A 12,194-nucleotide genomic window follows, 5' to 3' on the forward strand; every position below is an offset into this window, starting at 1 on the left:
TTGTGCGTAGGCCGCCGCATTGTCTAAGGTGCAGGCATTGCGGATGGAGCGTGCTGGATGAGTGCTGTTGATTTGCCCGCTGTACCCCGAGTGTTGATTGCCGAGGCAGACCCTTGGTCGCGGGACCTGCTCAAGCAGGTGTTGTTGAATGTGCGCTGCGATGCACGGTTGGATGTGTGTGCCGATGGCTGGCAAGCGGCTACGCTGCTGCGCGACAAAGCCTACGACCTGATCGTGGCGGATTGGGAACTGCCGGGCATCGATGGCCTGAGCCTGTTGCGCAACGTGCGCCAGCAGCGTCGTTCGCCCGCGCTGCCGTTCATCCTGCTCAGTAGCCGCAATGACAGCGCCAGCGTGCGTGAGGCCTTGCCCCTGGCGCCCACGGCGTATCTGACCAAACCCCTGAACATGGAAGGCCTGACCCAGCGCCTGCAAGACCTGCTGCTCAACGAAGGCGAAAGCGTGTACTGCGAAGTGCCGCGACTGGCGCCGGGCATGACCTTGCCGGTGTTCCTCGAGCGCCGCCGCGATGCCTGCGATGGCGCGCCGCTGTGGGTCGATGTGAAGGCCGCCGTGCAAGACAGCCTCGGGCCGGAGGGCCTGGACCTCAATCGCCTGGAAGACCGGGTGCGCATGGACCCGCAGATCACCGCCGTGCTGATTGCCGCCGCCAACAGCGCGGGCAATCACGGCACGCCGGTGCAGACCCTGTCGGCGGCGCTGCACACGCTGCTGGCCGGGCAAAGCATGAACCTGATCCTCGGTCTGGCCCTCAAGCACCGCGTGGTGTTGGGTGATCCAGGCCTGGTGGCGTATGCCGAGCGTCACTGGCAGTTGTCCCAAGACACCGCCGACTACGCCCGCCGCCTGGCGCGCATGCTGGAGCTGGACCACGAGCGCTGTTACAGCGCGGGTATCCTGCATCGGCTCGGCGACCTGGCTTTATTGCGCTGCCTGGAAGACTGGCGCCAGGGTGGCGGGGCGTTGGATGACGAAGTGATTGGCGAGTCCCTCCACGCCTTGGGTGCCGCTTACGGTTCGTCGTTGCGCACGCGTTGGCGCTTGCCGCTGGAGCTGCGCCAGTTGATCGCGGCGGTCTACTCGCTGGAGGGCGGGGTGTATTCGCGGGAGGCGCTGGTGATGAACCTGGCGGCGCAGATGGCGCGGTTGACCGAGCATGAAGGGCTGGAAGCACTGGCCAGGAGCAAAACCGCGCGCTTGCTCAAGGTGGGGTTGTCGGAGCTGATGAGGTTGCGCAAGGCCTAGAGGGCTATGCAATTCAAATGTGGGAGGGGGCAAGCCCACTCGCACATTTGATCTGTGTTGATCCTCTAGCCAGCAACCACGCGGTTTTTGCCCAGGCGCTTGGCTTCATACATGGCGGCGTCGGCGCGGCCGAACAGGCTGTTCAAGGTCGAGTCTTGCTCGTTGAGGCTGGCCAGCCCCTGGCTGACCGTCACGGTAAACGCATGGCCGTCATAGCTGAAGCTCAACGCCTGGATTTTCTTGCCAAGCCGTTCAGCGACTTGCAGGGCCGTCTCCGGCGCGCAACCGGGGAGTACAGCGGCGAACTCTTCGCCGCCAATCCGCCCGAACAGGTCGCCACGGCGTAATACGCTACGACCGCTCTCGGCGATGCGCCGCAACACTTGATCGCCCTCCAGGTGGCCGTAGGTGTCGTTGACGTCCTTGAAGTCATCGATGTCCAGCAGCAGGAACGCCAGCGGCGCAGCCTGGGCGCAGGCACTGTCGAAGGCCTGGTTGGCGCATTCGAAAAAGTGCCGGCGGTTGCTGCTCTGGGTCAGCACGTCGGTGGTGGCCAGACGGTGCAGCTCCAGCTCCATTTGTTTCTTGTCGGTGATGTCCTCGGCCATGCCGACCACAATCAGCGGTTCACCCGGCTCGACCTGCTGGTTGATATAGCACTTGTCGCTGAGCCAGCGAATCTGCCCGTCGGCCGTGATGATGCGGTACTCGCGGTCTTCCACGGCGCCTTGGTCCAACACGCGGGCCAGGCTGTGTTCGGCGTAGTCGAGGTCTTCGGGATGAATGCTGTTGCGCCATTCCCGGTGGTCGGCCAGCAGCAGGCCGGCTGAACGGCCGAACACCCGCTCATACGCCGGGCTCACATACAGCACGCGCCGCGACTCCCAGTCGATGGCCCATAGCACCGCACTCACGCTGACCAGCAGTGAACTCAGTAATTGTTCACGCTCACTCAGCCGCTCGACCTCGCCCTGGGCGTGCATCAACGCCAGCAAGTTCGCTGCGGTAGGGGGGCGTGGGGTTTCAGCGGTCGGGGGATCGAGTAGGTGAGTCTTTTTTTGGACCATCGGCACAACTCTCTCTGGGCGCGCCGCAGGGTTCAGCAGCGGTCACAACAAGGGGCCGCCATGATGGCGAAGTGTTGTTTGAGAGGGGTGAATTGCGTCTAAGTTCCGTCATCGGGGGCGATTTTGACGGATTAAGGGGTGTCTGGAGAATGGCGTCAAAAAAGTGATCGCGGGGGGAAGGCAAGCCTTCCCCCGGCGTGTTCACACCGCTGCTGGGCGCAACGAATAAGTCTTCAGTTGGTGGGCAAAATCGCGCAGGGACTGGATGCCGCTGGCCTCGGCCTCATGCACCCACTCCTTGATCGCGGCCAGCATATCGTGGCCGTTGGAGCTGGTTTTGAGCCAGATCTGCTGCAGGGCCAGACGCTTTTCGTAGATCACTTTCAGGGCCTGGCTGTGTTCCAGCATGCTCTGGATACGCAGGTGGTGACGGTCATCCAGCAGGCTGGTTTCCCGCGACAGCAGGCGTTTGGCACGGTGGAACTGGTGGCGCACCGAGTGATCGACCTTCTCCAGTTCCTGCTTGACCAGCGGGCCGATCACCAGCTTGCGGTACTGGGCCATGATCTGGAAACGGTTGTTGAGGATCGCCATGGCGGTGTCCATGTCCAGGTGGCCCTTGCCTTCCACGCGGTGGGCGATCGGCGCGACACGCTGCACCTTGGCCAGGCGCAGGAAGCTGAACAGTTTGATCCACGCCCAGCCGAGGTCGAACTCCCATTTCTTCACCGACAGCTTGGCGGAGTTGGGGTAGGTGTGGTGGTTGTTGTGCAGCTCTTCACCGCCCACAATGATGCCCCACGGCACCAGGTTGGTCGCCGCGTCCCGGCATTCGAAGTTGCGATAGCCCACGGCATGGCCCAGGCCGTTGATCACGCCGGCGGCCCAGAATGGAATCCACATCATCTGGATCGCCCAGATAGTGATACCGATGGTGCCGAACAGCAGAAGGTCGATCACACCCATGATTGCCACACCCAGCAGCGGGTAAGGCGTGTAGAGTTTGCGTTCGATCCAGTCGTCCGGGCAGTTCTTGCCGTAGATGCGCAGTGTCTCGGGGTTCTCCGCTTCGGCGCGATAGAGCTCGGCGCCTTTGCGCAATACGGTAGACAGGCCTTTAATGACGGGACTGTGTGGATCGTCGACGGTTTCGCATTTGGCGTGGTGCTTGCGGTGGATGGCGGTCCACTCGCGGGTGTTCTGCGCCGTGGTCAGCCACAGCCAGAAGCGGAAGAAGTGTTTCAGGCCAGCATTGAGCTCCAGGGAGCGATGGGCTGAATAGCGGTGCAGATAGACGGTGACCCCAATGATGGTCACGTGGGTCATCAACAGGGTGACTGCCACCAGTTGCCAGGCTGACAGGTCAAGAAAACCGTTGTACCACATAGGCTGTATGGCCCTCAGATAAAGAAAAAAACAGCTTACGCATTATCACTAAGCCTACAGAGAAAACCAGCCGACCTTTCAGATAGAAGTGAGCGGATGTTTCTTATTCTATAATCCCTAACCTTTGTAGGGCGAATCTAGCTTTTTAGTAAGGATTATTGGCCATATGTTGTTTTCATACCGAGGGGCCCGGCGCGCAGGGTTGGTATATCTGCTGGTTTCGCTGCTGTGGGTCGTGCTTACTCACCGGGTATTGATCGAGTTTCTCGATAACCCGGACGAGTTAAACCGGTGGCTGCAGCTGCGCGGCTACGTGTGGGTGGCCATCAGCGCCCTGGTGATTTACCTGATTTGTGCGCGCTTTGCACACGTCAACCAACGGCTGCAACCGCTGAAAGAGAGCCGCGAACGCCTGCGCCAGGCCGCTGCCGTGTTCGATTGCACCCGCGAAGGGGTGCTGGTCACCGATGCCCAGGGGCAGATCGTCCATGTAAACCGGGCCTTTATGGCGATCACCGGCTACCGGCGCGAAGATGTCATGGGTGAGCAGCCCAGCCTGTTCAAGTCAGGCCGCCATTCGTCGAGTTTTTATCAACAGATGTTCCAGGCTCTGGAGCAGACCGGCGAGTGGAGCGGCGAAATCTGGAACCGGCGCAAAAGCGGCGAAATTTATCCACAATGGCAAACCATCCGGGTGATTCACGATGACCTGGGCCAGGTCAGCCATTACGTCGCGGTGTTTTCCGATATCAGTGCGATCAAGGATTCCGAGCACGAACTGGCGCACCTCGCTCACCACGATCCGCTGACCGACCTGCCCAACCGTCTGCTGTTCACCGACCGCGCCGAGCAGGCCCTGGCTTCGGCGCAAGTGCATAAACGCGGCTGTGCATTGCTGCTGCTCGACCTGGACCACTTCAAGATCATCAACGACAGCCTTGGCCATAACGTCGGCGACCAATTGCTCAAACTGGTCGGTGAACGCCTGAAAAGCCAGTTCGGCCCCGGCGTGACGCTGGCGCGGCTGGGAGGGGACGAATTCGCGGTGTTGGCGGAAAATTGTCCACAGGTGGTGCAAGCCGCCGCGTTCGCGCAACGCATGCTCGATGCGATGAAACTCCCGTTTGTTTTTGATGGACATCAATTGTTTATCAGCGCGAGCATTGGCATCAGCCTTTTTCCCAGCGACGCGCTGAGCGCCGAACAGTTGTTGCGTAACGCTGATTCCGCGTTGTTCAAGGCCAAGAGCGTCGGCCGTGAAGGCTACGCGTTGTACACCGAAGAGTTGACCGCCCACGCCCAGAACCGCGTGGAGATTGCCAGCGAGCTGCGCCGCGCCCTCGACCAGCAGGAGCTGCGTGTCTACTACCAGCCGGTTCACGACCTGCAAACCAGCCGCCTGGTCGGCGTCGAAGCCCTGGTGCGCTGGCAGCACCCGGAACGCGGCCTGGTGCCGCCGGTCGAGTTCATCCCCATCGCCGAACGCACCGGCCTGATTGCCGATATCGACGCCTGGGTCATGCACCAGGCGTGCGCCCAGATGTGCCAGTGGCTGGCTGACGGCGCGCCGCTGAGCTTTATGGCGATCAACGTGTCCAGCCGCATGTTTGCGCGACGCGAGTTGTATGAGCAAGTCGCCCAGGTGCTGCATGACACCGGCCTGGACCCGGCTTACCTTGAGCTGGAAGTCACCGAAAGCGCAGTGATGGAAGACCCCGAAGTGGCCCTGGAGCAGCTGCACCGCCTGCGCGAGCTTGGCCTGCGCCTGGCCATTGACGATTTTGGCACCGGCTATTCCTCGCTGCTGCGCCTCAAGCGCCTGCCGGTGCAGAAGCTCAAGATCGACCAGGGCTTTGTTGCCGGGTTGCCGTGGGATGAAGACGACGCCGCCATCGTGCGCGTGGTGATCGCCCTGGCGAAAAGCATGGGCATGCAGGTCCAGGCGGAAGGGATTGAACAGGTGGAACAGGCGCGGTTCCTGTTGGATCACGAATGCGGCATGGGGCAGGGGTATTGGTTTGGGCGGCCGATGCCGGCGAGTGAGATCGATTGGGCGCTGGCGCCCGTTATTCGACAGCCCTCCTCGAACGAGACTTGAAACACCGCCAAAATGTGAGTGCGGGCTTGCGCTCTGTGAGGGACTGTCGGACGAAATATTCGCAGCCTGTCGACACCCTCATCGCGAGTAAGCGCGGCTCCCTCAGGGGTCAGCAGCGTCTGTGCGTCAGTATTTTCACCCTCAAAACCTTCGCAACCCCGCGTCCTGCCAGAAAATTCTTTTTGGTTATATAAACATTCTTAAATAGTATTTTTAAGAATATCCGCGCTTATCTACTATCGCCCTCACGCCGCAAGCAGTGCCGCTACTGCGCGGCACTCTTCATTTCAGGAGCGAGACCATGAGCGCATCTCTACGTAGCGTCGACGGCCAGGACGAAGCAGCCATTTTGCGTGAGATCCAGAGCGCGTTGCGCGATCTGCGCTTTGGCGCGGTGGAAATCACTGTGCACAACGCTCAAGTGGTACAGATCGAACGCAAAGAAAAATTCCGCCTGCAGAACCCGGGTAACAAACCGAGCTAAGCAACCACGGCGATTCGCACGCTAGACCCGCAACTATAAGAAAAAGCCAACACCCCAGAATTTCAGGAGCTTTCTATGTCGTCGATTCGCCGTTACGCCCTGGCTGCGTTGGCCAGCGCCGTGTTTGCTGGCTCTGCCGTGGCCAAGGACTACGAGTTGCTCAATGTCTCGTATGACCCGACCCGTGAGCTGTACCAGGACTACAACGCTGAGTTCACCCATTTCTGGAAACAGTCCCACCCCGGCGACACCGTCAAGATCCAGCAATCCCACGGTGGCTCGGGCAAGCAAGGCCGTGCGGTGATCGACGGCCTGCGCGCCGATGTGGTGACCCTGGCGCTGGCCGGTGACATCGACGAAATCGCCAAGTTGGGCAAGACCCTGCCGCAAAACTGGCAGACCCGTCTGCCGGACGCGAGCACCCCGTACACCTCGACCATCGTGTTCCTGGTGCGCAAGGGCAACCCAAAAGGCATCAAGGACTGGGGCGACCTGATCAAGAAAGACGTGTCGGTCATCACCCCGAACCCGAAAACCTCCGGCGGTGCGCGCTGGAACTTCCTCGCCGCCTGGGCCTACGGCCTCAAAGCCGGGGGCAGTGAAGCCAAGGCCCAGGAATACGTGCAAGCGCTGTTCAAGCACGTACCGGTCCTCGACACGGGCGCGCGCGGTTCGACCATCACCTTCGTCAACAACGGTCAGGGTGACGTGCTGCTGGCCTGGGAAAACGAGGCGTTTCTGGCGTTGAAAGAAGACGGTGGTGCCGACAAGTTCGATATCGTCGTGCCGTCCCTGTCGATCCTCGCCGAACCGCCGGTGGCCGTGGTCGACAAAAACGCCGAGAAAAAGGGCAACACCGAGATCGCCACCGAATACCTCAAGCACCTGTACAGCCCGGCGGGCCAGGAGATTGCGGCGAAGAACTTCTACCGCCCACGCGATGAGAAAATCGCCGCCAAATACGCCCAGCAGTTCCCGAAACTGGATTTGGTGACTATCGACAAAGACTTCGGCGGCTGGAAAACTGCGCAGCCGAAATTCTTCAATGACGGTGGCGTGTTCGACCAGATCTACACGGCGCAGTAAAAACACCGCCCTCTGTAGGAGCGAGCTTGTTCGCGAAGAAGGTCCAGGCACCGCGTGCACCCAGAATGTGCGCGTTATCGTTGACGTTTTTCGCGGGCAAGCCCGCTCCTACAGAGCACGCATTCACCTGCGGGTTTTGTGTGTCAGACCTGCTAACCAAGGACTCTTATGTCGCGTCGTATTTCCCCCGTCATACCCGGCTTCGGGCTGACGCTGGGCTACACCGTGGTGTACCTCAGCCTGATCGTACTCATCCCGCTCGCGGCGATGTTCGTACACGCCGCTCAACTTACCTGGGATCAGTTCTGGAACATCATCACCGCACCGCGTGTGCTGGCGGCATTGAAATTGAGCTTCAGCACCGCGCTGTACGCCGCGCTGATCAATGGCGTGATCGGTACGCTGCTGGCCTGGGTGCTGGTGCGCTACACCTTCCCCGGGCGCAAGATCATCGATGCGATGATCGACCTGCCGTTCGCCCTGCCCACCGCTGTCGCCGGTATCGCGCTGACCGCGCTGTACACGCCGACCGGCCTGGTCGGCCAGTTCGCCGCCGACCTGGGTTTCAAGATCGCCTACAGCCCCTTGGGCATCACCCTGGCGCTGACCTTCGTCACGTTGCCGTTCGTGGTGCGCACGGTGCAGCCGGTCCTCGCCGATATCCCCCGGGAAATCGAAGAAGCCGCCGCCTGCCTGGGCGCCAAGCCGTTGCAGGTGTTCCGCTACATCCTCGTGCCCGCGTTGCTGCCGGCCTGGCTGACCGGCTTCGCCCTGGCGTTTGCGCGTGGCGTCGGTGAGTACGGCTCGGTGATCTTCATCGCCGGCAACATGCCGATGAAGACCGAGATCCTGCCGCTGCTGATCATGGTCAAGCTCGACCAGTACGACTACCACGGCGCCACCTCCATCGGTGTGCTGATGCTGGTGGTTTCCTTCGTGTTGCTGCTGCTGATCAATTTGCTGCAGCGGCGCATCGAACACCCATAAGGAGGCGCGGAACATGTCCCAATCGTCTATCTCCGCCGCGTCCTCGGCCAACGCCGCCCGGCGTGGCAGTGCGCTGTCGCGGCGCATCCTGATCAGCCTGGGCTGGCTGGTGTTCTTCCTGTTCCTGCTGCTACCGCTGTTTATCGTGGTGTCCCAGGGCTTGAAGAATGGCCTCGGCGCGTTCTTCACCGCGATTCTTGAGCCCGACGCGCTGTCGGCGCTCAAGCTCACGCTGGTCGCCGTGGTGATCTCGGTGCCGCTCAACGTGGTGTTCGGCGTCAGCGCCGCGTGGTGCGTGAGCAAGTACTCGTTCCGTGGCAAGAGCATCCTGGTGACGTTGATCGACCTGCCGTTCTCGGTGTCGCCGGTGATCGCAGGTCTGGTCTATGTACTGATGTTCGGCGCCCAGGGCTTCTTTGGCCCGTGGCTGCAAGACCACGACATCCAGATCGTGTTCGCCTTGCCCGGCATCGTGCTGGCGACCATCTTCGTCACCGTGCCGTTCGTGGCCCGGGAGCTGATCCCGCTGATGCAGGAACAAGGCACCCAGGAAGAAGAAGCCGCGCGGCTGCTCGGCGCCAATGGCTGGCAGATGTTCTGGCACGTCACCGTGCCGAATATCAAATGGGGCCTGATCTACGGCGTGGTGCTGTGTACCGCGCGGGCCATGGGTGAGTTCGGCGCGGTGTCGGTGGTGTCCGGCCACATTCGCGGCGTGACCAACACCTTGCCGCTGCACGTCGAGATTCTCTACAACGAATACAACCACGTTGCCGCGTTTGCGGTAGCGAGCCTGTTGCTGATCCTGGCGCTCTTCATCCTGCTGCTCAAGCAGTGGAGCGAGAACCGTATCAACCGCCTGCGCGCAGCAAGCGGTGAGGAATAATCCATGTCCATTGAAGTCCGTAATGTCAGCAAGAATTTCAACGCCTTCAAGGCCCTGAACAGCATCAATCTGGACATCCAGAGTGGCGAGCTGGTGGCGTTGCTCGGCCCGTCCGGCTGCGGCAAGACCACCTTGCTGCGCATCATTGCTGGCCTGGAAACCCCGGACGAGGGCAGCATCGTGTTCCACGGTGAAGACGTCTCCGGCCACGACGTGCGTGATCGCAACGTCGGTTTTGTGTTCCAGCACTACGCGCTGTTCCGCCACATGACCGTGTTCGACAACGTCGCCTTCGGCCTGCGCATGAAGCCGAAAAACCAGCGCCCGAGCGAAAGCCAGATCGCGGTCAAAGTCCACGAACTGTTGAACATGGTGCAGTTGGACTGGCTGTCGGACCGCTACCCGGAACAACTCTCCGGCGGCCAACGCCAGCGTATCGCCCTGGCTCGCGCCCTGGCGGTGGAGCCCAAAGTGCTGCTGCTCGACGAACCGTTCGGCGCCCTCGACGCCAAGGTGCGCAAAGAGCTGCGCCGCTGGCTGGCGCGCCTGCACGAAGACATCAACCTGACCTCGGTGTTCGTGACCCACGACCAGGAAGAGGCGATGGAAGTTGCCGACCGTATCGTGGTGATGAACAAGGGCGTGATCGAGCAGATCGGCTCACCGGGCGACGTCTACGAAAACCCGGCCAGCGATTTCGTCTACCACTTCCTCGGCGACTCCAACCGCCTGCACCTAGGTGAAGACCAGCACGTGCTGTTCCGCCCCCATGAAGTGTCGCTGTCACGTCATGAACTGGAAGACCACCATGCGGCCGAAGTGCGCGATATCCGGCCGCTGGGGGCGACCACGCGGGTGACCTTGAAAGTCGAAGGCCAGAGCGAGCTGATCGAGGCCGAAGTGGTGAAAGACCACGACAGCCTGACTGGCCTGACCCGTGGTGAAACCCTGTTCTTCAAGCCCAAGGTCTGGCAAAAAGCCTAAACCCCGCCACAAACCCAATGTGGGAGGGGCGGTGCGACGATTCGACTTGCCCCCGATTGCAGTGGATCAGTCAACATCTTTAGTGACTGATCCACCGCTATCGGGGGCAAGCCCCCTCCCACATTTAGGCTTCTCTCGGCTTTAGATCGCGGCGAGCGACTGGCCCGGAGCGGTGTTCAATCTGCTCTTTGAGCTCATGCCGCAACCCCAGCAAAAACGCCAACTCCGCCACCACGAACAACGGCCCGACGATCAGCCCCGACACGTCATCCACAAACGCTGGCTTCTTGCCTTCGTAGTAATGCCCGACAAACTGAATCACCCAACCCACCACGAACATACCGACACCGCCGCTGAGCCAGACCGTCGTGCTTTGCGCCGCCAGCACGTGCCCGGCCCATACCGACAAGCCCATCAGCACGCTCATCAGCACGCCCAGCGCGAGTTCCAGGCGCAGGTAGAACCACGCGGCAAGCAACGCGACGATCAGCGCCGGCGACAGCCAGAACCCGGCCAGCGGCCACTCCGGGCGTGAAAGCAACCCGGCGACGGCGAGCACGATCAGCGGGATGCCGATAAAGTGGCTGGCGATATTGCGCGGGTCGCGGTGGTAGGCGGCGTATTGACCGAGGTGGTCGACGAGGCTTTTCATTGTTATTCCTCCTGTAGGATGTTTGATCATGCCTTGTCAGCCTTCGCCTAACTGTCAGCTGGGCGACAATCTTCGGAGTTCTCATGAACGCAGAGCAATGGCGACCCCGGCTGGCTACCGGGCACTGGTTCCGCCACCTGCCCGCCGCTTTTCAGCAGAGTTTGCTGGCCCACGCCCGGCTGCGGCAGCTGACGGCGGGGCAATACCTGTTCAAGCGTGGTGACCCACCCTGCGGCTTGTATGCGGTGCTCGACGGCACCCTGCGTATCAGCGCGGTAAGCGAGCAGGGCAAGGAGGCGGTGCTGAGCCTGGTGGAGTTGCCCTATTGGTTCGGCGAAATCTGCCTGTTCGATGGCCTGCCGCGCACCCACGACGCCTGCGCGGTCGGACCCTGTACGGTGTTGCAGGTGCCTCAGCAGGCATTGCTGAAGATTCTCGATGAAACCCCGCAGTACTGGCGCGACTTGGCCTTGTTGATGAGCCAAAAGTTGCGCCTGAGTTTTATCGGTCTCGAACAGCTCAGCCTGATGCCGGCGTCGGTGCGGCTGGCCCATCGCTTATTGATGATCATTGAGGGGTACGGCGACATCGAACACTCAAAACGCCGGCTGCAGTTGCCCCAGGAGGACCTGGCGGCGATGTTGAGCCTGTCGCGCCAGACCACCAACGCCTTGCTCAAGGACCTGCAAGCCCAGGGCATCGTGCGCCTGGGTTATGGCGAGATCGAAATCCTCGATGCACAGCGCCTGCGTGAGGCGGCGCATGCCTGAGGGTGTTAGCCTGCAAGCCTGACCAATCGAGGTGTGTTATGCACGTGCTGTTAGTGGAACATGAATCCGAAGAGGCACAGCGGATGGCCCAGGGCTTGAACGAAGCCGGTTATTCGGTGGAAGTCGCGGCCAACGGGATGGTGGCGCAGCGGCTTGTCGAAGGCACCGAGTACGACCTGGTGATTCTGGATGTGATGCTGCCCGGGCAGAATGCCTGGAAGTTGCAGCAGGCGATTCGGCACAAGGGCGAGACGCCGGTATTGTTTCTGACCAGTCCGGGTGGGATCGAAGACCGTCTGCGCGACTTGGAATTGCATGAGGATGATTATTTGCTCAAGCCGTTTGAAGACAAGGCGCTGGTCATGCGGGTGAAAAAGCTACTGCGTCGTGATCGCGGGCGCTGACAGATGTGTGGCCTGGGCTCTCGCGATCGCGGGCAAGCCCGGCTGTTAAATATGGGAGGGGACTTTCCCCCGATGACGGTGGATCAGTTGATGAATGCGCTAGCTGATACACCGCCCCTCTCAT

12 protein-coding genes are annotated in these 12,194 nt (G+C 61.1%); 9 read left to right on the forward strand and 3 right to left on the reverse strand.

Features of this window, described 5'->3' with window-relative positions:
• Positions 1-57: 57 nt before the first annotated feature.
• Positions 58-1,266, forward strand: a complete 1,209-nt coding sequence (locus ACP7CJ_RS12570; protein ID WP_426101787.1) for an HDOD domain-containing protein — start codon at positions 58-60, stop codon at positions 1,264-1,266.
• Between the two features lie 65 nt (positions 1,267-1,331).
• Here ACP7CJ_RS12570 and ACP7CJ_RS12575 read toward each other — a convergent pair whose 3' ends face one another.
• Together ACP7CJ_RS12575 and desA are read right to left on the reverse strand one after the other, a co-directional pair.
• The gene (locus tag ACP7CJ_RS12575) at positions 1,332-2,333 is read right to left on the reverse strand and encodes a GGDEF domain-containing protein (protein ID WP_426101789.1); all 1,002 of its coding nucleotides are present in this window, start codon (positions 2,331-2,333) and stop codon (positions 1,332-1,334) included.
• 201 nt (positions 2,334-2,534) lie between these two features.
• The gene (gene desA / locus ACP7CJ_RS12580) at positions 2,535-3,719 is read right to left on the reverse strand and encodes a delta-9 fatty acid desaturase DesA (protein ID WP_276195775.1); all 1,185 of its coding nucleotides are present in this window, start codon (positions 3,717-3,719) and stop codon (positions 2,535-2,537) included.
• 166 nt (positions 3,720-3,885) lie between these two features.
• On the opposite strand from desA, the gene dibA reads away from it, so the two are divergent.
• From dibA to ACP7CJ_RS12610, 6 genes are all read left to right on the forward strand, one after another.
• Positions 3,886-5,817, forward strand: coding sequence for a phosphodiesterase DibA (gene dibA / locus ACP7CJ_RS12585; RefSeq protein WP_276195777.1), 1,932 nt, complete (start codon positions 3,886-3,888; stop codon positions 5,815-5,817).
• Between the two features lie 301 nt (positions 5,818-6,118).
• A complete protein-coding gene (gene oscA, locus ACP7CJ_RS12590; protein ID WP_003170956.1) occupies positions 6,119-6,301 on the forward strand; it encodes a sulfur starvation response protein OscA in 183 nt (60 codons plus the stop codon).
• 75 nt (positions 6,302-6,376) lie between these two features.
• Positions 6,377-7,387, forward strand: a complete 1,011-nt coding sequence (locus tag ACP7CJ_RS12595; protein ID WP_426101791.1) for a sulfate ABC transporter substrate-binding protein — start codon at positions 6,377-6,379, stop codon at positions 7,385-7,387.
• 168 nt (positions 7,388-7,555) lie between these two features.
• Positions 7,556-8,374 carry a sulfate ABC transporter permease subunit CysT gene (gene cysT, locus ACP7CJ_RS12600; RefSeq protein WP_247395722.1) on the forward strand — a complete coding sequence of 273 codons (819 nt, stop codon included), beginning with the start codon at positions 7,556-7,558 and terminating at the stop codon, positions 8,372-8,374.
• A 13-nt stretch (positions 8,375-8,387) separates the two neighbouring features.
• A complete protein-coding gene (gene cysW / locus ACP7CJ_RS12605) occupies positions 8,388-9,260 on the forward strand; it encodes a sulfate ABC transporter permease subunit CysW (RefSeq protein ID WP_426101793.1) in 873 nt (290 codons plus the stop codon).
• 3 nt (positions 9,261-9,263) lie between these two features.
• Positions 9,264-10,244: a sulfate/molybdate ABC transporter ATP-binding protein gene (locus ACP7CJ_RS12610; protein ID WP_276195795.1), complete on the forward strand. Its 981-nt coding sequence runs from the start codon at positions 9,264-9,266 to the stop codon at positions 10,242-10,244.
• Between the two features lie 124 nt (positions 10,245-10,368).
• Here the strand turns inward: ACP7CJ_RS12610 and ACP7CJ_RS12615 are convergent, their stop codons facing one another.
• Positions 10,369-10,896 carry a DUF962 domain-containing protein gene (locus ACP7CJ_RS12615; RefSeq protein ID WP_276195796.1) on the reverse strand — a complete coding sequence of 176 codons (528 nt, stop codon included), beginning with the start codon at positions 10,894-10,896 and terminating at the stop codon, positions 10,369-10,371.
• 83 nt (positions 10,897-10,979) lie between these two features.
• Here ACP7CJ_RS12615 and ACP7CJ_RS12620 point away from each other — a divergent pair, with 83 nt between their 5' ends.
• Positions 10,980-11,666 (forward strand): Crp/Fnr family transcriptional regulator, encoded by a 687-nt coding sequence (locus tag ACP7CJ_RS12620; protein ID WP_247395716.1) that lies wholly within the window; start codon positions 10,980-10,982, stop codon positions 11,664-11,666.
• Between the two features lie 38 nt (positions 11,667-11,704).
• On the forward strand, positions 11,705-12,070 hold the full coding sequence (locus ACP7CJ_RS12625) for a response regulator (protein ID WP_247395715.1): 366 nt from the start codon (positions 11,705-11,707) through the stop codon (positions 12,068-12,070).
• The last annotated feature ends 124 nt before the right edge of the window (positions 12,071-12,194 follow it).

The organism is Pseudomonas sp. PSPC3-2 (assembly GCF_049897085.1).
In the GTDB taxonomy this organism is placed as follows: Bacteria; Pseudomonadota; Gammaproteobacteria; order Pseudomonadales; family Pseudomonadaceae; genus Aquipseudomonas; species Aquipseudomonas paraveronii.